General features: G+C 71.2%; 20 protein-coding genes. 9 read left to right on the top strand and 11 right to left on the bottom strand.

The genetic code is table 11. From position 1 onward, the window contains the following. Positions 1-10: 10 nt before the first annotated feature. Genes ACYVNR_RS13225 through ACYVNR_RS13200 form a run of 6 tightly spaced genes read right to left on the bottom strand, consistent with a single transcriptional unit; the run spans position 11 to position 6759 of the window. Positions 11-892, bottom strand: a complete 882-nt coding sequence (locus ACYVNR_RS13225; protein ID WP_461048471.1) for a sugar phosphate isomerase/epimerase family protein — start codon at positions 890-892, stop codon at positions 11-13. Between the two features lie 31 nt (positions 893-923). Further along, positions 924-2885: a 3D-(3,5/4)-trihydroxycyclohexane-1,2-dione acylhydrolase (decyclizing) gene (gene iolD, locus ACYVNR_RS13220; RefSeq protein ID WP_461048469.1), complete on the bottom strand. Its 1962-nt coding sequence runs from the start codon at positions 2883-2885 to the stop codon at positions 924-926. Then, complete coding sequence (gene iolB, locus ACYVNR_RS13215) at positions 2882-3787, bottom strand: 5-deoxy-glucuronate isomerase (RefSeq protein WP_461048467.1); 906 nt, start codon at positions 3785-3787, stop codon at positions 2882-2884. The genes iolD and iolB overlap by 4 nt, the downstream gene beginning before the upstream one ends. Next, positions 3784-4710 (bottom strand): Cgl0159 family (beta/alpha)8-fold protein, encoded by a 927-nt coding sequence (locus ACYVNR_RS13210; RefSeq protein WP_045192986.1) that lies wholly within the window; start codon positions 4708-4710, stop codon positions 3784-3786. The genes iolB and ACYVNR_RS13210 overlap by 4 nt, the downstream gene beginning before the upstream one ends. Further along, positions 4707-5741 carry a 5-dehydro-2-deoxygluconokinase gene (iolC, locus tag ACYVNR_RS13205; protein ID WP_461048464.1) on the bottom strand — a complete coding sequence of 345 codons (1035 nt, stop codon included), beginning with the start codon at positions 5739-5741 and terminating at the stop codon, positions 4707-4709. The genes ACYVNR_RS13210 and iolC overlap by 4 nt, the downstream gene beginning before the upstream one ends. Positions 5742-5754: 13 nt before the next feature. Then, positions 5755-6759, bottom strand: coding sequence for a Gfo/Idh/MocA family protein (locus ACYVNR_RS13200; RefSeq protein WP_461048462.1), 1005 nt, complete (start codon positions 6757-6759; stop codon positions 5755-5757). Between the two features lie 277 nt (positions 6760-7036). Between ACYVNR_RS13200 and ACYVNR_RS13195 the strand changes: the two genes are divergently transcribed. The 6 genes from ACYVNR_RS13195 to ACYVNR_RS13170 all read left to right on the top strand — a co-directional run bounded on the left by ACYVNR_RS13195 (position 7037) and on the right by ACYVNR_RS13170 (position 12377). Beyond that, positions 7037-8035: a substrate-binding domain-containing protein gene (locus ACYVNR_RS13195; protein WP_045192981.1), complete on the top strand. Its 999-nt coding sequence runs from the start codon at positions 7037-7039 to the stop codon at positions 8033-8035. A 75-nt stretch (positions 8036-8110) separates the two neighbouring features. Further along, positions 8111-9181, top strand: coding sequence for an ABC transporter permease (locus ACYVNR_RS13190; RefSeq protein WP_458799261.1), 1071 nt, complete (start codon positions 8111-8113; stop codon positions 9179-9181). Between the two features lies 1 nt (position 9182). Next, the gene (locus tag ACYVNR_RS13185; protein WP_045192980.1) at positions 9183-9998 is read left to right on the top strand and encodes an ATP-binding cassette domain-containing protein; all 816 of its coding nucleotides are present in this window, start codon (positions 9183-9185) and stop codon (positions 9996-9998) included. Between the two features lie 13 nt (positions 9999-10011). After that, positions 10012-10425: a universal stress protein gene (locus tag ACYVNR_RS13180; RefSeq protein ID WP_052677508.1), complete on the top strand. Its 414-nt coding sequence runs from the start codon at positions 10012-10014 to the stop codon at positions 10423-10425. Positions 10426-10499: 74 nt separating this feature from the next. After that, positions 10500-11240, top strand: a complete 741-nt coding sequence (locus ACYVNR_RS13175) for a GntR family transcriptional regulator (RefSeq protein ID WP_045192979.1) — start codon at positions 10500-10502, stop codon at positions 11238-11240. Positions 11241-11300: 60 nt separating this feature from the next. Further along, positions 11301-12377, top strand: coding sequence for a Gfo/Idh/MocA family protein (locus tag ACYVNR_RS13170; RefSeq protein ID WP_461048458.1), 1077 nt, complete (start codon positions 11301-11303; stop codon positions 12375-12377). Between the two features lie 101 nt (positions 12378-12478). On the opposite strand, the gene serS is transcribed toward ACYVNR_RS13170, so the two are convergent. The 5 genes from serS to ACYVNR_RS13145 all read right to left on the bottom strand — a co-directional run bounded on the left by serS (position 12479) and on the right by ACYVNR_RS13145 (position 17562). Further along, on the bottom strand, positions 12479-13804 hold the full coding sequence (serS, locus tag ACYVNR_RS13165) for a serine--tRNA ligase (RefSeq protein ID WP_461048456.1): 1326 nt from the start codon (positions 13802-13804) through the stop codon (positions 12479-12481). A 75-nt stretch (positions 13805-13879) separates the two neighbouring features. Beyond that, entirely contained in the window at positions 13880-14431 is a 552-nt protein-coding gene (locus ACYVNR_RS13160) for a hypothetical protein (protein WP_458799259.1), read from the bottom strand. Between the two features lie 93 nt (positions 14432-14524). Then, positions 14525-15550, bottom strand: a complete 1026-nt coding sequence (locus ACYVNR_RS13155) for a ScyD/ScyE family protein (protein WP_052677507.1) — start codon at positions 15548-15550, stop codon at positions 14525-14527. Between the two features lie 264 nt (positions 15551-15814). Further along, a complete protein-coding gene (locus ACYVNR_RS13150) occupies positions 15815-16666 on the bottom strand; it encodes an ABC transporter permease (protein WP_461048453.1) in 852 nt (283 codons plus the stop codon). Next, positions 16663-17562, bottom strand: coding sequence for an ABC transporter ATP-binding protein (locus ACYVNR_RS13145; protein WP_461048451.1), 900 nt, complete (start codon positions 17560-17562; stop codon positions 16663-16665). Before ACYVNR_RS13145 ends, ACYVNR_RS13150 begins: the two co-directional genes overlap by 4 nt. Before the next feature lie 175 nt (positions 17563-17737). On the opposite strand from ACYVNR_RS13145, the gene ACYVNR_RS13140 reads away from it, so the two are divergent. The 3 genes from ACYVNR_RS13140 (at position 17738) to ACYVNR_RS13130 (ending at position 21551) form a co-directional block, all read left to right on the top strand. After that, positions 17738-18985: a sensor histidine kinase gene (locus tag ACYVNR_RS13140; protein ID WP_461048449.1), complete on the top strand. Its 1248-nt coding sequence runs from the start codon at positions 17738-17740 to the stop codon at positions 18983-18985. After that, positions 18982-19710: a response regulator gene (locus ACYVNR_RS13135; RefSeq protein WP_461048447.1), complete on the top strand. Its 729-nt coding sequence runs from the start codon at positions 18982-18984 to the stop codon at positions 19708-19710. The genes ACYVNR_RS13140 and ACYVNR_RS13135 overlap by 4 nt, the downstream gene beginning before the upstream one ends. A 170-nt stretch (positions 19711-19880) precedes the next feature. Beyond that, positions 19881-21551, top strand: a complete 1671-nt coding sequence (locus tag ACYVNR_RS13130; protein WP_458799254.1) for an ABC-F family ATP-binding cassette domain-containing protein — start codon at positions 19881-19883, stop codon at positions 21549-21551. Positions 21552-21559: the final 8 nt, after the last annotated feature.

Raw genomic sequence — 21559 nt, 5'->3', positions numbered from 1 at the left:
GGGTGTGCGGTCAGGGGGAGACGAAGGTGGGCGGCGTCGACCACTTGTCGAGGTAGGAGCGGATGGTGTCGCGCATGTACTCGCTCGACTCGCGGGCGCGGTCCTCCCAGGCGAAGACGCACGAGGTGACGATGCCGTCGAAACCGATGCGCTCGAGCCCGCGGAAGAACTCGTCGAAGTCGACCTCGCCCTGTCCGATGTCGAGGTGCTGGTGCACCGTGACCTGCGAGCCGGGCGGGTTGACGATGTAGCGCAGCCCTGACGACGCCGTGTGGTCGTAGGCATCGGCGACGTGGACCATCGTCAGCAGGTCGCCGGCCTTGTCCATGATCCCGTCGCAGTCGTTGCCCTGGTGGAACGTGTGGGGCGCGCAGTAGAGGAAGCTGACGTTCGGGCTGTTGATCCCCTTGATGAGGTCGACGGCGCGCTTGCCGTCCTCCTCCCAGTCGTCCGGGTGCGGCTCGAGGACGAGGCGGATGCCCTCCTTCTCGAAGACCGGCAGCAGCTCGTCCATCGACTTCCAGAACTGCCGCTCGCAGGCCGCCGCCTCACGCGGGTTGCCGTTGAACTCGGAGTTCATCGTGTCGACGCCGAGGTCGGACGCGATCTGGATGGCGCGCTTCCAGTAGCGCACGGCTGCCTGCCGGTCCTCCTCGTCGGGGCCGCTCCACCTGAAGAGAGGCAGCACCGACGAGACACCGACGCCGGCGGCCGTCAGCTCCCTGCGGAACGCGGCCACGCCGGCGTCGTCCACACGGGGGTGGTTGAAGAACGGGATGAAGTCGTCGCGCGGCGACAGCTCGATCCACTCGTAGCCGAGGTCGGCGACGAGGCCGGGCAGCTCGCGCAGGGGGGCCTGGCGGAACATGTAGGGGTCGATGGCGAGCTTCATGAGGGGCGAACTCCTTTGTCGGCCAGGGGTTTCAGTCCGCGCGGGGCGGAGAGAGCAGGTGGCGCTGGGTGGCCTTGTGGTCGAGGTACTCGCCGTATGCCGTCTGCGTCGACTCGAGGTCGCTGACCGCCGAGACCGGGACGTCCCACCACGACGCACTGTCGGGTGCGTGCACCAGCGGGTCGGTCTCGACGTGGATGACGACGGGACCGCCGTCGGACGGCCACGCCTTGGCCTCCTTGATCGCCTGATGCAGCTCGTCGAGCGAGTGCACCTCGATGACGTGAGCCCCGAGGCTGCGGGCGTTGGCGGCGAGGTCGACGGGCAGCACGTCGCCGTCGAGGCGACCGGACTGCTCGCCACGGAACCGGTAGGACGTGCCGAATCGCTGCGATCCCAAGGACTCCGACAGCGAGCCGATCGAGTGGAAGCCGTGGTTCTGCACGAGCACGACGACGACCTTGACGCGCTCCTGCACGGCGGTGACGAGCTCGGTCGGCATCATGAGGTAGCCGCCGTCGCCGACCATCGCGAAGACGTCCCGCGTGTCGTCGGCGAGCCGGATGCCGATGGAGGCCGGCACCTCGTAGCCCATGCAGGAGTAGCCGTACTCGACGTGGTACGCCTTGCGGTCCCGCACCCGCCACAGCTTGTGGATGTCGCCGGGCATCGAGCCGGCCGCGCACAGCACGACGTCGCGGGGGTCGGTCAGCTCGTTGACCGCGCCGAGCACCTGGCCCTGGGTGAGCAGTCCGGCCGCCAGCCGGTCGGTCACCTCGGGCGCCGGGTGGAAGGCCGCCTCGACCGAGGCGTCCCAGTCGGACCACAGCGAGGCCTGGCGGGACCGGTAGGCGTCGTCGACGGCATACCCGTCGAGCGCCGCGGTCAGCGCGACGAGTGCCTCCCGGGCGTCCGCGACGACCGAGAGCCCTGAGTGCTTGCCCGCGTCGAAGCGGGCGACGTTGATGTTGACGAAGCGGACACCGCTGTCCTGGAAGGCCGTTCGCGATGCGGTCGTGAAGTCGCTCCAGCGGGTGCCGATGCCGATGACGACATCGGCCTCGGCTGCGAGGGCATTGGCGGCGGTCGTGCCGGTCGAGCCGATGGCCCCCATCTCCTGCGGGTGGCCGTGCGGCAGGGAGCCCTTGCCGGCCTGCGACTCCCCCACCGGTATGCCGGTGGCCTCGCAGAAGGCCCGCAGGGCCTCCTCGGCACCGGAGTAGTGCAGGCCGCCGCCGGCGACCACGAGCGGCCGCTTCGCCGAGCGGATGACCGCCGCGGCGTCGGCGACGTCGACGGCCTCGGGCAGCGGACGCGCGACTCGCCACGTCCGCGGTGCGAAGAGCTCGACCGGCCAGTCGTGGGCCTCGGCCTGCACGTCCTGCGGCAGTGAGATCGTCACTGCACCCGTCTCGACCGGGTCGGTGAGCACGCGCATCGCACCGAGCAGCGCCGAGGGCAGCTGCTCGGGCCGGCTGACGCGGTCGAAGAACTTCGACAGCGGGCGGAAGGCGTCGTTGACCGTCACGTCGGCGGCATACGGCAGCTCGAGCTCCTGGAGCACTGGTGCGCTGACGCGGGTCGCGAAGGTGCCGGAGGGCAGCAGCAGCACGGGCAGTCGGTTGATCGTCGCGAGCGCGGCGCCGGTGAGCATGTTCGTCGAACCGGGGCCGACGGAGGCCGTGCAGGCCCACGTCTGGAGGCGGTCCTTCTGGCGCGCGTACGCCACCGACGTGTGCACCATCGCCTGCTCGTTGCGGGCGAGGACGTACGGAAGATGTTCCTCACCATCGGCAAGCTCGTTCTGCAGCAGCGCCTGACCGAGTCCGGCGACGTTGCCGTGACCGAAGATGCCGAAGCATCCGGCGAAGAGCTTCTGCCGCTCACCGTCACGCTCGCTCCACTGGTTGGCGAGGAAGCGCACGACGGCCTGCGCCACGGTGAGCCGCACCGTCTCTCCGTTCGCGGTCGTGTCGGTCTGCGCGCGCGTCATCGGGTGCCTCCAAGGGGAAGTCGGGGGTCGACGGGCTGGTAGGCCCAGGTCTCACGCACCCAGCCGTGGGCCGGGTCGTCGCAGATGAGCCAGGCCCGCTCCTCGCCGGGACCGGCCATGACGTTGAGGTAGTACATGTCGTAGCCCGGGGCGGCGATGGCCGGGCCGTGCCAGCCGTGCGGCACGAGCACGACGTCGCCGTCACGCACCTCGGCGAGCACGTCGATGGGGCGGTGCTCCGTGCCGTAGACCCGCTGGTAGCCGATGGGGTCGGTGCCGGCGGCGGCCGGCGAACCGGCCGAGGGGGCGACCTCGAAGTAGTAGATCTCCTCGAGTGCGGTCTCCTCGCCGGCCCGCTCCTCGTCGTGCTTGTGCGGTGGCCACGAGCTCCAGTTGCCACCCGGCGTGATGACCTCGCACGCGATGATCGAGTCGGCCTCGAGCACCCCCGGGATGCCGAAGTTGCGCACCTCGCGAGATGCGATGCCCGCGCCCCGCAGCTCGACGGGCACCTCGTCGGCGGCGACGTGGCGGAAGGGGAAACGCGCCTCAGCGGTCTCGGTGACCGCGAAGACCACCGCGACCCGCGCATCGCCCGCCGCCGTCACCGTGAGCGACGAACCGGCCGGGACGTAGGCGACGTCGGAGGCTCCGGCGAAGACCGACGGGCGGCCGGCGAGCTTCGCCTCGTGCTCACCCGACGCGCCCGCGACGGCGACGTGCACCGAGCCGGCGAGGGGAACGACGACGTGCTCGCGGTGCCCGGCCTCGAGAGTGCGGGTGTCGCCGTCGGCCAGGAGGCCGGCATACATCCCCGTGTGCTCCCAGCCGGACGAGTCCGGCTCGACGACGACGTCCCAGCCGTCGCGCGACGTGCTTCCGAAGGGGTGGTGCCAGCTCATGCCGCCCCCCTGCCGTGGACGAGGCCGGCTGCGATGTCGACCGCCGCCGCGACGTCGCCGTCGGGCGGGAAGAGCAAGGCACGGCCCACGACCAGGCCGCGCACGGCGGGCAGGTCGAGCGCGCGGCCCCACGACGCGTACGTGTCCTGGGGATCGCCCTGCGGGTCGCCGCCGAGCAGCAGGGTCGGCAGGGTCGTGGCGTCCATGACCCGGTCGAGCTCGTCGACCACGGGCAGCTTGAGCCACGTGTGCGCGCTCGAGGCGCCGAGTCCTGCGGCGATGTGGACGGACTTGATCGTCGAGTCGGGGTCGAGCTGGTTGACCACCCGCCCACCCTCGCGCGTCGAGAGGAACGGCTCAACCATCGCCATGAGCTCCCTCTCGGCGAGCTCGGTGACGGCGCGGGCGCTCGCCTCGAGCGTCGCGACGGTGCCCGGGTCGTCGAGGCAGATGCGCGTCAGCATCTTGCCGCCGTCGAGCCCACGCCGCGCGATCTCGGCGGCGGTGTAGGCGGTGAAGCGGTCGTCGAGCTCGAAGCTGGCGCCCTGGAGGCCGCCGCGGTTCATCGAGCCGATCGCGACCTTGCCCTCGAGCGCGCCGAGGAGCAGCAGGTCGTCCAGCACGTCCGGGGTGCCGAGCACGCCGTCGACGCCCGGACGGCCGAGCGCGGTCACGAGGCGCCCGAGCAGGTCGCTACGGCTGGCCATCGCGGCACCGGCGCCGCGCACACCGAGAGCACCTCGAGCGGGATGGTCGGCGGCGACGAGCAGCATGCGACCGTCCTCGCGCACGAGCGGGCGGTGCTCGCGGGCGGCCCACGCCGCGGCGATGCGGCCGGGCTCGCGCACCCGGATCTCGGTGAGGTCGGCGACCGCGACTCCCGCACCGAGGCCGGGACTCGTGGGCGGGTGCGTGGTGGTCATCGTGCCTCCTCGGCGACGGCGGCGAACGGGTTGGCGTGCGAGTGGGCGCCGGCGAGGCGCTCCTCGACCTCGCCCGAGGTCGGCATGGCGGTCGAGCACTCGAGCTTGCTGGCGACGATCGCGCCGGCCACGTTGGCGAACTCGAGGACCCGGCGCAGGTCCCAGCCCTCGAGGAGGCCGTGGCAGAGGGCACCGCCGAAGGCGTCCCCGGCCCCGAGACCGTTGACGACCTCGACGGGGAACGGAGGGACCTCGACACGCTCGTCGCGGGTCGCGGCCAGGACACCCTTGGGGCCCTGCTTCACCACGGCGAGCTCGACGCCGCGCTCCAGCAGCGCGTCGGCGGCCCGCTGCGGGTCGGTCTCGCCGACGGCGACCTCGCACTCCTCGCGGTTGCCGACGGCGACCGTGACGTGCTCGAGGGCGCGGCCGACCTGCTCGCTCGCCTCGGCGGGGTCGTTCCAGAACATCGGGCGGTAGTCGAGGTCGAGCACGGTGTGGGTGCGTCGTGCCCGCACCTCCCAGCCGCGGAAGTGCGCGGCGCGGCTCGGCTCCTGCGACAGACCGGTGACCGTCGACCAGTAGACGCCGGCGCTGCGGATCGCCTCGAGCGGCATCTCGTCGGCCTCGACGAGCAGGTCGGGTGCGGTCGGGTAGCGGTAGAAGTAGAGCGGGAAGTCGTCGGGCGGGAAGACCTCGCAGAAGGTGACGGGCGTCGGCGGCCCGTCGACGGCGCTGACGAAGCGGTCGTCGACGCCGAAGTCCTGCAGCGCCTCGTGGATGTAGCGGCCGAACGCGTCCTTGCCGGTGCGCGTGATGAGGGCGACGCGGTGGCCGTGGCGCGCGGCGGCGACGGTCACGTTGGTGGCGCTGCCGCCGAGGAACTTCTCGAAGGTGCGCACCTTCTCGAGGCCGACGCCGTGCTGGAGCGGGTAGATGTCGACGCCCGTGCGACCGATGGCGACGACGTCGTATGCCGCGTCGCCGGTCGAGGCTGCCGCGCCCGTCGACGTGGGGGGCTGGGTGCTCATCGGTGCGACGTCCTCACAGGTTCGGGATCTCTTCGAGGGACACGGGCCGGTCCTCGTGGCGCGACAGCTCGCACGCCTCCGCGACCCGGAACGCCTGGAGCGCGTCGCCCACGGTGCACGGCGAGGCCAGGGCGCCGCGGGCGACGGCCGCGAAGGCTGTCAGCTCGGCGCGGTAGGCGGGCAGGAAGCGCTCCATGAACGACCAGTGGCGCGGGCCCGACGGGTAGGTGGCGCCGGGCTCTGCGGAGGTGACGGCCAGGGAGTCGTCGTAGCCGACGCCGAGGGTGCCCTCGCTGCCGAGGACCTCCATGCGTACGTCGTGGCCGGCGCCGTTGTAGCGCGTCGCCGAGAGGGACACGAGCGTGCCGTCGTCGAGCGTCAGCACCGCGGCGGCGGTGTCGACGTCGCCGGCCTCGGTGAAGAACTGCGCACCCTTGTTGGCGCCGGTGGCGTAGACCGAGGCGACCTCGCGGCCCGTGACGAACCGGATGATGTCGAAGTCGTGGATCGAGCAGTCGCGGAACAGTCCGCCGCTCGTCGGGATGTAGGCCGCGTGCGGCGGCGCCTGGTCGTGCGTCTGCGCGCGGATGCTGTGCAGGAAGCCGAGCTCGCCGGCGGCCACAGCCTGCTGGACCCGCTGGTAGCCGCGGTCGAAGCGGCGCTGGAAGCCGACGTGCACGGGCGTCCTCGACTGCGAGACGAGCTTGGCGAGGTCCATCGTCTCGTCGAGCGTGGCGGCGACGGGCTTCTCGCAGAAGGTCGGCACACCTGCCTCGAGGCCGAGGCGCAGGAGTGGCGCGTGGCCGGGAGTCGCGGTGGCGATGGCAAAGCCGTCGACACCCTGGGCGAGCAGCTCGGCCGGCGAGGCGGCATACGCGATGCCCAGCCGCTCGGCGACCGCCCGGGCTGCGTCGGCGTCCAGGTCTGCGACGACGACCTCGTCGACCTCGGGGAGGTCGCGGAGGGTCTCGGCGTGGAACGCCCCGATGCGGCCGACTCCGGCCAGTCCGATGCGCATGTGCACACTCCCTTGGGTGTCTCGGCTTGGTGACACCGATCGTCCAGCGCCGACCGTCGTCATGTCAAGCAAATGTTAGGACATTCTGATGTTTGATCAATCTCTTGACATGACGCTGCTGGCGGGGGCATCCTCCAATCGCTGGGCGACATCTCGCCCCCGAGAGCCCGCCGCACCGCCGGCGGGACAACAGAGCTCTGATCGACGGGAGCCCCCGTCACAGATCGTCGCGTCACTCCGGCGACCGGGCCACGCGACGCAACGAAAGGAATCAACGATGACTCCGACTCGGACTCGGAAGAGACTGATCGCCGCCACCGGCACGGTCACGGCCGCCGCCTTCGTCCTCGCCGCCTGCAGTGGCGGCGGCGCTCCCGCCACCACGTCCACTGGAGGCGGCGGCGGTGGTGGCGGCAACAGCGGCTACACCTTCGCGATGATCACGCACGAGACCCCTGGCGACACCTTCTGGGACCGCATCAAGGCCGGCGCGCAGCAGGCCGCCAAGGACACCGGCGCCACGCTCAAGTACTCATCGGACCCGGAGGCCAGCAAGCAGGCGGTCCTCATCCAGAACGCGATCGACTCCAAGGTCGACGGCATCGCGACCACGCTGGTCACGCCCGACGCGCTCATCCCGACCATCAAGAAGGCCGTCGACGCCGGCATCCCCGTGGACACGTTCAACTCGGGCATCGACTTCTTCCAGAAGGCGGGCGCCCTGACGCACTTCGCGTCCAACGAGAAGCTGGCCGGCCAGCAGGCGGGCAAGCGGGCCGCGGCCGCGGGCGCCACGAAGATCCTCTGCACCATCCAGCAGACCGGATCCGTGGCCCTCGAGGACCGCTGTGCGGGCGTCAAGGACTCCTTCCCGAACACCGAGAACCTGCAGGTCAACGGCGCCGACGACGCGGCGGTCACCAGCGCGATCCAGGCGAAGCTGACCCAGGACAAGTCGATCAACTGGGTCATCACCCTCGGCGCACCGCAGGCCCTCGACACGGTCAAGGCGGCACAGACCGCCGGTGCCACCGTCAAGGTCGGGACCTTCGACACCAACCCTGATGCAGCACAGGCGGTCAGCGACGGCAAGATCGAGTGGTTCATCGACCAGCAGCCGTACCTCCAGGGCTACATGGCAGTCACGCAGCTCTACCTCTTCAAGAAGAACGGCAACGTCCTCGGTGGCGGCCAGCCCGTGCTGACCGGCCCCTCATTCGTCGACAAGACGAACATCGCGCAGGTCCTCCCGTTCATCAAGCAGAACACTCGCTAACCGCCTCCAGGGGGCCGGGCCGCCCGGGCTCGTCCGGGTGCGGCCCGGCCCCCGCCGAACAGCACTGGAGCTGTCATGAGCACCATTCCCGTCAAGACGGACCCGACACCCTCGGCCCCGGTCGAGACCTCCAACCGGGTCACGCTCGGCTGGTCCAACCGCCTGCTCGCACGACCCGAGATCGGCGCCCTCGTCGCGGCGATCGTCATCTTCATCTTCTTCCTCGTCGCCGCGCCGGCCTTCCGCACCCCGGCGTCCTTCTTCACCGTGCTCTACCAGTCCTCGACGATCGGCATCGTCGCCGTCGCGGTCGGCATGCTGATGATCGGCGGCGAGTTCGACCTCTCGGCCGGTGTCGTGGTGACCACCGCGGGGCTCTTCAACGCGATGTTCTGCTACCAGCTCGGGATCAACCTCTGGGTCGGCGCGATCCTGTCGCTCGTGCTTTGCCTCGCCATCGGGTTCCTCAACGGCTACCTGGTGATGCGGACCGGCATACCGAGCTTCCTCATCACCCTCGGCACCTTCTTCGTGCTCCAGGGCGCGAACCTCGGCGTCACCAAGCTCGTCACCGGCTCGGTGTCCAGCCCCAACATCAACCAGATGGCCGGCTACGGCTCCCTCAGCTGGGTCTTCGCCCACGAGTGGCAGATCGGCTCGGTCACGCTCTCGATCACGGTCATCTGGTGGTTCCTGTTCGCGGGCGTGTCCGCCTACCTGCTCCAGCGGACCAAGATCGGCAACTGGATCTACTCCGTCGGTGGGAATGCCGACTCGGCCCGAGCGGTCGGTGTGCCCGTGACGCGGGTCAAGATCGGCCTCTTCATGACCGTGGCCTTCCTCGGCTGGTTCACCGGGATGCACTATCTCTACAACTTCAACACGCTCCAGGCGGGCAACGGCGTCGGCAACGAGTTCCTCTACATCATCGCCGCGGTCGTGGGCGGCACCCTGCTCACCGGCGGCTACGGCAACGCGCTGGGCGTGGCTCTGGGCGCGTTCATCTTCGGCATGACGAGCCTCTGCATCGTCTACGCCGGCTGGGACCCCAACTGGTTCAAGGCCTTCCTCGGCGTCATGCTCCTCCTCGCCGTGATGGTCAACCTCTACGTCAAGAAGCTCTCGACCGCCCGGAAGGTGGGCTGACATGACCGACACCCTGGCCGACCACGCGGACAGCACCCTGCACCGGGGCGAACCCCTTGTCCAGATGACCAACGTCGGCAAGACGTACGGCGCGATCCGCGCCCTCAAGGGCATCAACCTGACGGTGAACGCAGGCGAGGTGACCTGCGTCCTCGGCGACAACGGCGCCGGCAAGTCGACCCTCATCAAGATCATCGCCGGCCTGCACCCGCACAACGAGGGCACCATGAAGGTCGACGGCAAGGAGGTCTCGTTCTCCTCGCCACGAGAGTCGCTCTCGCACGGCATCGCGACCGTCTACCAGGACCTGGCCGTCGTCTCGCTCATGGAGGTGTGGCGAAACTTCTTCCTCGGCTCCGAGCTGGTTGCCGGCCGTTGGCCGTTCGCGCCGATGAAGGTGAACGAGATGAAGCGCATCGCCGACGAGGAGCTGCGCAAGATGGGCGTCGTCGTCAAGGACATCAACCAGCCCATCGGCACGCTCTCGGGCGGCCAGCGCCAGTGCGTCGCGATCGCCCGCGCCGTCTACTTCGGCGCTCGCGTCCTCATCCTCGACGAGCCCACCGCCGCCCTCGGCGTGAAGCAGTCGGGCGTCGTGCTGAAGTACACCGCGGCAGCCCGTGACGCCGGCCTCGGCGTCGTCTTCATCACGCACAACCCGCACCACGCGTACCTCGTCGGCAACCACTTCGTCATCCTCAAGCTCGGCCAGGCCGTGCTGGACAAGAAGCGGTCCGAGGTCGCCCTCGACGAGCTGACCCGGCAGATGGCCGGCGGGGACGAGCTGACCGAGCTGTCGCACGAGCTGCAGAAGTGAGCGGGGTGACGTCATGAGCGTCGCTGTCGCCCACCACACCCGCAGCTCGAGCGACCTCGCCCTGCAGGAGGGCGCCCGCCAGGCGGCCTACCGCGGGACGGATCTCGTCGTCGTCCACGTCGTCGACTCGCTCGACAACGACATCGCAGAAGCCAACAAGGCCGGCATCTCCGACGCGGTCGAGAAGGCCCTGGCCGCGGCGGCCCTGCCGGACGTGCGGTGGGACGTCCGTCTCGTCGCCGGCGGTCGCGACATCGCGGACGTCTCGGAGGCGATCCTCGGGGCCGTCGGCGAGCTGGGACCCGACCTGCTCGTCATCGGGGCACGGCGTCGCTCACCGTTGGGCAAGGCCTTCCTCGGCAGCGTGGCGCAGAACATCATCCTCGATGCCGACGTGCCGGTGCTCGTCGTCAAGAGCCCGAGGTGAGCACGCGGACACGCAGAGAGGTGCTGACATGAGCAGGTGCGGACATGAATCCACGTACTGGCTAGTCTGCGGCCATGTCGAAGCCCGTTGACGTCCGCATCGACCGCGAGACGCCGGTCCCGCTCTACCACCAGCTGGCCGAGCAGCTGAGTGCGGCGATCGGCAGCGGCACGCTGCAGCCGGGCGACGCGTTCGAGAACGAGGTCGCCATGGCGGAGCGGCTCGGCCTCTCGCGGCCGACGGTCCGGCGGGCGATCCAGGAGCTCGTCGCGCAGGGCCTGCTGCTCCGGCGCCGTGGTCTCGGCACCACGGTCGCCGGGCGGCAGATCCACCGCCGCGCCGAGCTGACCAGCCTCTTCGACGACCTGCGGCGCGCGGGTGGCGGCGACCCCCGCACCGAGGTGCTGACCCACGAGGTGACCACCGACGAGGTCGCGGCCGCGGCGCTCGGCCTGGCCGCCGACACTCCGCTGCTGCACCTCGTTCGGCTGCGGCTCAACGGCGACCAGCCGCTCGCGATCCTGCGCAACTGGCTGCCGCCCGCCTACTCCGACATCAGCAGGGCCGACCTCGAGCAGGACGGCCTCTACGCGATGCTTCGCGCGCGCGGCGGCAAGCCGGTCGTCGCGCACCAGCGCATCGGCGCCCGCCAGCCGTCGGCGGCGGAGCGCAGGCACCTGAACCTCACGCCGTCGCAGCCCGTGCTGACGATGACACGCACCGCCTTCGACGCCGTGGGTGGGCCCGTCGAGTACGGCGACCACTGCTACCGCGCCCAGGACTACTCCATCGAGGTCATGCTCGACGAGCGCTGACCCCCTTCCGCCCCAGCCGAGTGCCCACTTTCCGACACCGAGATACCGAGGAGGTATGCCGTGACGTCCCTTTCGCTGCCCGACGCCCTCCCGGCGCCGCGCCGCCGCTCCCCCGACTCCGTGCCGTCCCTTCGCTGGGGCGTGCTGGGCACGGGGTGGATCGCCTCGCGGTTCGTCGCGTCGTTGCAGGCGTCGACGACGCAGCGGGTCGTGGCGGTCGGCTCGCGCACCCAGGAGTCCGCCGACGCCTTCGCCGCACGACACGGCATCGAGAAGGCACTCCGTCCGATGGAGCAGCTCGTCGGCGACCCCGACGTCGACGTCGTCTACGTCGCGACGCCGCACCACCTCCACCGCAGCGGGGCCCTGGCTGCGATCGCGGCGGGGAAGCACGTGGTGGTCGAGAAGCCGATCGGGCTGAACTCCGCCGAGGCACAGGAGATCTCGGCAGCCGCGCGCGCCGCGGGAGTCTTCTGCATGGAGGCGATGTGGACGCTGTTCCTGCCGCGTTTCGACGTCGTGCGACAGGTGCTGGAGAGCGGGCTGCTCGGGCAGGTGCACACGGTGCTGGCCGACCACGGCGCGCACTTCGACCCGCCGCACCGCATCCTCGACCCGGCGATGGCCGGAGGCACGCTGCTCGACCTCGGCACCTATGTCACGACTCTCGCGACGTGGGCACTCGGCCCGGCGACCCGAGTGCAGGCTTCGGGTTCGATGACGTCGTCGGGCGTCAACGGGCAGGCCGCGATGGTGCTGACCCATGCGGGCGACGCGACGAGCGTGCTGCACTCGACGCTGCTTGCGCGTACGCCCACGACTGCGACGATCGCCGGCACGGCGGCGACGCTCACGCTGCCCAGCCCGTTCTTCATGCCCGGCGACGTCGTCGTCACGTCGGCCGACGGCTCACACTCGGTGACCTGGACCGACCCCGAGCCGATCGGCCACGAGGCCCTCTACCACTCGGCGGTCGAGGCTGCCCGCTGCATCGGTGACGGCCTGCTCGAGTCTCCCCTGCACGACGCAGCGTCGGTCCGGGCCAACATGTCGGCCCTCGACGAGGTCACGAGACAGCTCGGCATCACCTACTCCCCCGATCGAAAGAACACTCCGTCACCCGGGACAGGTGACTGAGCGCTCTCTCGATTGGTGAGTGAGCGCCGAAACCCGATCGAAAGAGCACTCCGCCACCTCTGCAAGGTGACGGAGTGTTCTTTCGATCGAAGAGGTGTGGGTCAGGAGAGGGGCTCGAGGACGTCCCGGCCGAGGAAGGGGCGCAGCGCCTCGGGCACGCGCACCGAGCCGTCGGCCTGCTGGTGGTTCTCGAGGATGGCGACGAGCCAGCGCGTTGTGCCGAGCGTGCCGTTGAGCGTCGCGACGGCGCGGGTGCCCGAGCCGTTCGGGTCGCGCTCACGCGTGTTCAGCCGGCGTGCCTGGTAGGTCGTGCAGTTCGACGTCGACGTCAGCTCGCGGTACTTGCCCTGGGTGGGCACCCACGCCTCGCAGTCGAACTTGCGCGCCGCCGGGCCACCGAGGTCACCCGCGGCCGTGTCGATGATGCGGTAGGGCACCTCGATCTTGGCGAGCATCTCGCGCTCCCAGCCGAGCAGGCGCTGGTGCTCGGCCTCGGCGTCCTCGGGCCGGCAGTAGCTGAACATCTCGACCTTGTGGAACTGGTGCACGCGGATGATGCCGCGGGTGTCCTTGCCGTGCGAGCCGGCCTCGCGGCGGTAGCAGGCCGACCACCCGGCATACCGCTTCGGGCCGTCGCTGAGGTCGAGGATCTCGTCGGCGTGGTAGCCGGCGAGCGCCACCTCCGACGTGCCGGTGAGGTAGAGCTCGTCGTCCTTGAGCTTGTAGACCTCCTCGTCGTGCGCGTCGATGAAGCCGGCGCCGGCCATGATCTCGGTGCGCGCGAGCGTCGGGGTGATCATCGGCGTGAAGCCGGTCGCGCTGGCCTGGGCGATCGCCATGTTGAGCAGGGCGAGCTCGAGCTGCGCGCCGACACCGGTGAGGTAGTAGAAGCGAGCGCCGCCGACCTTGGCGCCGCGCTCCATGTCGATGGCGCCGAGCTTCTCGCCGAGCGCGAGGTGGTCGAGCGGTTCGAAGCCCTCGGCGGCGAAGTCCCTCGGGGTGCCCACGGTCTCGAGCACGACGTAGTCGTCCTCGCCGCCGACCGGCACGCCGTCGATGATGACGTTGCCGACCTTGCGCAGCAACGTGTCGAGCTCGGCGTCGGCCGCACCGGCCGTCGACTCGAGCGCCTTGACCTGCTCGCTCAGCCGGGCCGCGTGCGTGCGCGCCTCGTGGGCCACCTTCTCGAGGTGCTCGGCCTCCGGGTCGCCCGACTTCTTCGCCTTCTGGAAGGCGCCCATGGCCGCGCCGACCGACTTGCTCACCGTCTTCTGCTCGGCACGCAGCGACTCGAACTCGCCTAGGGACGATCGGCGCCGCTCGTCGGCAGCGAGGATCGCGTCCACGATCCCCGGGTCCTCACCACGGGCCTGTTGCGAGGCGCGGACCCTGTCGGGTTCGTCGCGCACGAGCTTGATGTCGATCACGCGGGCCAGCCTAACGGCGGGCGCCGGTGCGCCTCGACCGAGATCTCTCCGGCATCCCCGGTGACGCCGGCACCGTCACTCGGGCCGGATGAGGGCGTATGCCGCGACGGTGTCCTCCGGGAGGCCGCGCACGTCGATCTGGACGCGGCCCGTCGGCAGCCCGAGGTCGACCGTGCGCTGCACCGACCCGTCGCAGGGGAACGGCCGGGAGTAGAGCGGCTCCCCGTGGCCCCACGTGCCGGGCGCGGCGTCGTAGACGGCGTAGCTCGTGCCGGCCGAGGCGTCCGAGGGGCGTCGGGCCGAGCAGGCGACCTCGACCGTGTAGGTGCGGCCCGCCGCGACCGGAACCCCCGGCACGTTGCGGAAGACCTTGCGCGCGCCTGTGCTCGTGACGACGACGCGGGCCACCTCGCCGGACGCACGTCCGGGCACCTCGAGCCTCGGCGACGGCCCGGGGTCGATCGGTGTGAGCGACACCTCCGGCACCCGGACCGCGCCGACGTCTGCCACCGTGGGCGCAGACGGCCGGGCTCCGGCGGAGGTGCACGCGGCGACGGCCAGCAGCCCCAGCAGGGCCGGCGCCGCGAGCAGCGTCGACCCTGTCCGCGCTGGACGGCCGTGCCTCATGCCCCGACTGTAGGGCGCCGCCCACCCGCAGAGGTATGCCGTGCGCCCCACACGGCACACGGCACACCTCGCGCTCGTTCTTCCTTCAAGGGGTCAGAGGTGGATCCTCACGACCTGACCGCCTCCGGCATCGGTGGAGTGCGTCGTGACGTAGGCGTAGTCACCGCGCAGGGCGAGGCCGTACGGCATGAACAGGCCACCGGTGACGACGGTCGGGGCCGTCGAGTGCGGCCGCACGCGCACCAGCGCGCCGATCGGCGGCGGCGAGGCGAGCCCGTTCGACGCGATCTCCACGGCGTAGAGGTGGCCCTTCTTGTCGAAGGCCAGCGACGTGACGTTGGTCAGGCCGGTCGCCCACTTCTGCGGGGCATGACCCGGCTTGATGCGCCAGATGGCCGCGGATCCCTTCTCGAAGGGGAAGCCGACGAGCTGGGAGACGTACCAGGCGCCGTCCGGACCCTTGACGACGTCGGTCGGGACGGAGTCGGCCGGGAACCCGACGGGCAGGCCCAGTGCAGCCTTGGTGGTCGGAACCGGTGGGAGCACGGCGACGTTCGAGACGTGCGACCTGCGCACCGCGTTGATCGAGTTGCCGCCCGAGTCGGTGAAGACGAAGCCCTTCCCGGCGCGCGCGAGGCCCGTCGGGTCGCTGTCGACGTCCGTGCCGTCGGGGTTCTTCTTCGCCTCGAACCGGGCGAGGTCGGCAATGGTCGTGACCCGTGCCTTGCCGTGGCTCTTGAGCTCGACGTTGAGCAGCTTGCCGAGGTTCTTGCCCTTGGGCCCGAAGCTGGCCCGGAACTCGGGCGAGCCACCGAGACCCATGGTCAGCGCGAACGTGTGGTTGCCCGTGAAGACGAGGTCGGCCGGGCCGAGTGCGTCAGCCGGGGACCCGACGGACGGAAGCCCGGTGACGACGCGCTTCACGTAGCCCTTCGCGCCGATCCGCGCGACGGAGCCGGTGAGGCCGACGCAGGCCTGGGTGCCTCCGTCAGGGTCCAGCGGGCTGGGGCGGCAGGCGGTGTTGCCGGTCGTGCCGGCCTCCGCGACGTAGAGGGACCCGCTCGGGCTGAACGCCAGCTGGCGCGGGCTGTTGAGGCCGGAGGCGATGACCTTCGGCATGTGACTGTGCGCCGGACTTGCCTGCGCTGTAACTGAACTCATTCCGGCGGTGCCTGCAGCGACTGCCAGCACACCGACCCCGGCCATACGACGAACCAATGACTTCGTGATCATGGACATCCCTGTTCGGTCTTCCCCTGACCCAAGCCACGGTAGGACCGTCGGAACGACCCGGCCAAGACCTCCCCCGTAAGTGGGCGGACTTGTCCCGTTTGGGGATTCGTCCGCCCACCTGCGGGGGTTGGTGCCGTTATCCGACCCCGGCTACTTCACCTCGGCGCGGGTCAGGCGCCAGATGCCGAAGGCCAGCGGGAGCACGACCCAGAGGCTGACGGAGGTGCCGAGCTGGGCCCACTGCTCACCGGTCAGCGACCCGGAGAAGAGCGGCTGCATCGTGCGCTGCATGTCGAGCCACTCGGCCGCGGACTCGAGCCACGAGACCATCGAGCCGAGGATCGACCACGCGGTCGGGAGGATGAAGTAGACGACGATCGCGGCGGGCGTGTTCTTGAAGAGCATGCCGAAGCCGACGCCCTGCGCGATGCCGAGCAGCACGTAGCCGCCGGCCCCGAGCAACACGAGACCGTCGATGCCCCAGTCGGCCGTGATGCCCCGGAACGTGATCGCTGCCTGGTGGGCGATGCCGGCGAGGGCCAGTGCGAGCGCGAAGGCGGCGACCCCGACGGCCAGCGCCGAGAGCAGCTTGGCCCACGCGACCCGGATGCGGCGCGGCTCCAGGCCGAACGTGACGAGGCCGGTGCGCTGGCTCCACTCGGACGTCACGGCCAGGATGCCGACGACCGGGAGGATGATCGCCATCGGCATCGTCGTCGCCTGGAGGTACTCCTCGAAGGAGTGCTGGCCACCGTCGTTGAAGAACATGATCGTCAGAGCGATGGCGATGATGGCTGCGATGCCGATGAGCAGCCAGCGACCGGCGCGGGTGTCGAGCATCTTGCGCAGCTCGACGTGCATGAGGCGGGTGAACGGGACGCCGATGGCCGGGCGAGGGCCGGCCAGGCGCGACGGCACCTTCGCGGTGGTCGGGAGACTGGACTCGGCGTTCGGTGACACCGGTGCCACCGGCGCCGTGGCGGGGGACGTCGTGGTGATCATGCCGCCACCTCCTCTCGGGCGGCGTCGGCCGTGAGGTCGAGGAACATCTCCTCGAGACCCCGGCTGTCGCCACCGCGCAGCTCGGTCAGGACGATCTGGTGGGCCGCGGCGACCCGGCCGACCTCGATGGGCTCGGCCTCGACCTGGAGACCAACGGTCGGGGTGCGCTGCGCGACGATCGACTGCGCGGCGAGCGCGCCCAGGAGCGCGTCGTCGTCGGTCGAGCGGGTGTAGGTGCCGGCGCCGGCGAGCAGCTCGTCCTTGGTGCCCTGCGCGACGATCCTGCCGTGCCCGATGACGATGATCTCGTCGGCGACGCGCTCGATCTCGTTCAGCAGGTGCGAGCTGAGCAGCACCGTGCCGCCCTCGTTGGCGTAGCCGCGCAGCAGGTCACGCATCCAGCGGATGCCGGCGGGGTCGAGGCCGTTGGCCGGCTCGTCGAGGATGAGCACCTCGGGGTCGCCGAGGAGCGCGTGGGCGATGCCGAGGCGCTGGCGCATGCCGAGGGAGTAGTTGCGGACCCGACGGTTCGCCTCCTTCTCGGTGAGGCCGACCAGCTCGACCATCTCGTCGACGCGGCGCTTGCCGACGCCCATGAGGATCGCGCCGAGCGTGAGGACCTCGCGACCCGTGCGGCCGGCGTGCTGCGCGGAGGCGTCGAGGAGCAGGCCGACGTGGCGGCCCGGGTTCGGCAGGGCGGCGTACGGCTTGCCGAGCACCGTGGCCCGGCCCGAGCTCGCGGGAGTCAGGCCGGACATGACGCGCATCGCGGTCGTCTTGCCGGCACCGTTCGGCCCGAGGAAGCCGGTGACGAGACCGGGCTTCACCTCGAACGAGACGTCGTCGACGGCCGTGAAGGGGCCGTAGCGCTTGGTGAGTCGTTCCACTGTGATCATGGGCCCAACCCTCTCGGAGACGAACGGGCCCGCACATCCGTCACAAGCCTGATTCCGACCCCTACCAAGGTCGTACGCGACCCTGACCGGAGTCAGGGTCCGCGCTCAGGGTCGGGCCCCGAAAGCAGACCTTGGTCGTATGCCGCCCGGCGGGTTCGCTGCCTACGCTGGGCGGGTGCCCCAGCCCCGGATCGCCCTTACCCGCCGCGGTCACGTGTGGGGAGAGTCGTGGCGCCTCGCCGTCGCCCTGGCCTTCGGACTCCTCGTCTGGGGCGCGGTCCAGGTCGAGCTCGACTCGGAGCAGGTGACGACGCGGTTCGGCAAGGACTGGCTGCTCGTCGACCTCGGGCTCGGCGTCGTCGCGACGGCACTGCTGCACTGGCGCCGGCGGTGGCCGCTGCCCGTCGCGGTCGTCACGTCGGTCGTCAGCGCCGGGTCGACGGTCGCGATCGGACCGTCCGCCCTCGCGCTCGTCTCCCTGGCGACGCGTCGGCGCTGGCGCGAGGTGGCGGTCATCGCGGTGCCCTACTTCCTCGCCGGCTTCGGCCACGAGTGGATCTTCCGGGCCCAGCTGCCGCCCCAGACGCTGACCTCCGTCATCATCGGCGCCCTGTCGCTCGCGGCCCTCGTCGCGATCGGCTGGGCCATCGGCGAGCGCCGGGCGTTCGTCGCCTCGCTCCACGAGCGCGCCCTCACCGCCGAGCGGGAGCAGGCGATGCGCGTCGTGCAGGCCCAGGTGGCCGAGCGGGCCCGCATCGCACGCGAGATGCACGACGTGCTCGCGCACCGGATCTCGTTGGTGGCCATGCACTCCGGGGCTCTCGCCTACCGCACCGACCTGCGTCCGGAGCAGGTCAGCGAGACGGCCGAGATCGTGCGCGACAGCGCCAACCGGGCCCTGACAGAGCTGCGGGCCGTGCTCGGGGTGCTGCGCGACGTGCCCGGCGCGGGCGGGGTCGACGGCGGCGCGCCCGAACCGCCACAGCCCACCCTCGACGACCTCGGACCCCTTGTCGCAGAGGCGGCCTCGGGTGGGTCGATCGTCAGGTTCGACTCGTCGGGAGACCTGTCGTCGGTGCCCGAGCAGGTGTCGCGCAACGCCTACCGGATCGTCCAGGAGTGCCTCACGAACGCCCGCAAGCACGCGCCGGGCGCTCCCGTCCGGCTCGCCGTCTCGACCGCGCCCGGCGCGGGCCTCGACGACGAGGAGGTACGCGTCAGCGTCCGCAACCCCGCCGCCCTCCCGAGCGCGCGGCGAGGCACCGACGGGACGGACGGCATACGGCCGGGGCGCACCGAAGGTGCCGGGCTCGGGCTGCTGGGCCTCACCGAGCGGGCCGTCCTCGCGGGCGGCGAGCTCACCTACGGCCCCGACCGGGCGGGCGACTTCGTCGTGACCGCACGGCTACCGTGGTCGCGATGAACGGGGAGTCGGGGGACCAGGCGAAGCGGCGCACGCGGGTCGTGCTCGTCGACGATGACGCCCTCGTGCGGGCCGGGCTGCGCATGATCCTCGGAGGCGCGGACGACCTCGAGGTCGTCGCCGAGGCCGGTGACGGCATCGAGGGGGAGTCCGTCGTCGAACGGCACCGGCCCGAAGTCGTGCTCATGGACATCCGGATGCCGCGCCGGGACGGCCTCGAGACGACGCGCGCCCTGCTCTCCGACGCCGCTCGTGCTGCGCGCGCCGCCCGGGGTGAGGAGCTCAGGGTCATCGTGCTGACGACGTTCGACGCCGACGACATGGTCGTGCAGGCTCTGCGCGACGGCGCGTCCGGCTTCCTCCTCAAGGACACCGAGCCGCGGCGGCTCGTGGACGCGGTGCGGCAGGTCGCCGCGGGCGAGCCGATCCTGTCCCCCAGCGTCACGGCCACGCTCATCGCGCACGTCGCAGGTGCGGCCGGCGGTGCCGCCGGCGACGGGGACGGCAGGCGCTCCGCCGCCGAGGCGCGCCTCGCCGACCTCACGGAGCGGGAGCGCGAGGTGGCGCTGGCGATCGGCCGCGGTCTGTCCAATGCCGACATCTCGCGCGAGCTCTACCTGTCGGTGCCGACCGTCAAGGCGCACGTGTCACGTGTGCTCGACAAGGTGGGCGCCGACAACCGGGTGCAGGTCGCCATCGTCGTCCACGACGCCGGCCTCACCTGACCCCCCACGCCCTCCCCCGGAACGGAAAGTCGGTGGACGGGGGCCGCGCAGAGCCTCTACGGTCTGCTCCGTGTGGATCTCCTGATGCCTCGTGCCCGCCCGCGCCCTGACCGCTCGCACTCGAGCTGACGTCACGCCGCGGGGCCCTGCCGACCATCAAGGACCTCGCCATGTCTCCCACACCCTCGTGCACCCTCACCCTCTCCGGCCTCGACGTCGCCTTCGGCGCGCGCACGCTCTTCTCCGGGCTCGACCTGACGCTCGCCGACGGTGACGTCACGGCGCTCGTCGGCCCCAACGGGTCCGGCAAGTCGACGCTGATGCGCACCGTCGTCGGCGACCTCTCAGTCGACGCCGGCTCGATCCGGCTCGCCCCGCGCGACGCGACCGTCGCCTGGCTGCCGCAGGTCGTGCCGAACCCCGCCGAGACGCTCCTCGCCTACGCCCGCCGCCGCACCGGCGTCACGGCCGCCGACACGGAGCTCGAGGCGGCCTCGGCCGCGGTGGCGGACGGCCTGCCCGGCAGCGACGACCGTTACGCCCTGGCCCTCGAGCGCTGGCTCGCCCTCGGCGCGGCCGACCTCGACGAGCGCCTGCCCGAGGTGGCCGCGAAGGTCGGCCTCGACGTCGCGCTCGACCGTCCGCTCGGCACGCTCTCGGGCGGCCAGGCGGCCCGAGCCTGTCTCGTCGCCGTGCTGCTCAGCCGCTACGACGTGCTGCTGCTCGACGAGCCGACGAACGACCTCGACGCCCGTGGCCTCGCGATGATGGCCGAGTTCGTGCGCTCCCACACCGGCCCGGTCCTCATCGCGAGCCACGACCGGAGGTTCCTCGACGAGGTCGCGACGGGCGTCCTCGAGCTCGACGCGAAGCAGCAGCGCATCGCCCACTACACGGGCGGCTGGAGTGCGTACGTCGAGCAGCGCGAGCTCGCCCGCGCCCAGGCGTGGGAGGCGTATGCCGGGTATGCCGCCGAGCGCGACGGCCTGCTCGCGCAGTCGCGCCAGCGGGCTGACTGGGCGGTCAAGGGACGCACCGGGTTCAAGGCGACGAAGGAGGGCGACAAGCACATCCGGGAGAAGCACCGGGCCCGCGCCGACCGGCAGGCCGCCAAGGGCGCACGCCTCGAGCGCGCGGCCGACCGGCTCGCCGTGGTGGAGCAGCCGCGCAAGGAGTGGCAGCTGCGCTACACGATCACCGAGGGGCGCCCGTCGGCCGACGTCGTCGCCACCCTGGCAGACGCCGTCGTCGACAGGCACGGGTTCCGGCTGGGGCCGGTCGACCTCGCTGTCGGCCGCGGTGACCGCATCGCCCTCGTCGGCGAGAACGGCAGCGGCAAGACGACGCTGCTCGCCGCCCTGCTCGGCGACCTCCCCCTCACGTCGGGTCGGCACACGCTCGGCACGCGGGTCTCCGTCGGCGTCATCGACCAGCGGCGTGCCCTGCTCGACGACGACGCGACCGTGCTCGACGTCGTGCGCCGCGAGCTGGGTCCGCACAGGAGCACGGGCAGCGAGTGGCCCCTGGCCGAGGTGCGCACCCTGCTCGCCAAGTTCGGCCTGGGTTCAGAGCACGTCGCCCGACCGGCACGCAGCCTGTCGATGGGCGAGCGCACCCGCGCGCTCATGGCCCTCTTCCAGGGTCGCGAGGTCAACGTGCTCGTGCTCGACGAGCCGACCAACCACCTCGACGTCGACGCCATCGAGCAGCTCGAGGCCGCCGTGGCGGCCTTCGGGGGCACCGTGCTCGTGGTCAGCCACGACGAGACCCTGCTCGACGGCATACGGCTGACGCATCGGTGGGAGGTCGCCGGCGGGCGGGTCGACGTGGTGGCCCTCTGACCTCCCGC

This window comes from Terrabacter koreensis (assembly GCF_054783315.1).
The sequence above is the reverse complement of the archived record's forward strand: the minus strand, read 5'-3'. Positions and strand labels throughout refer to the sequence as shown.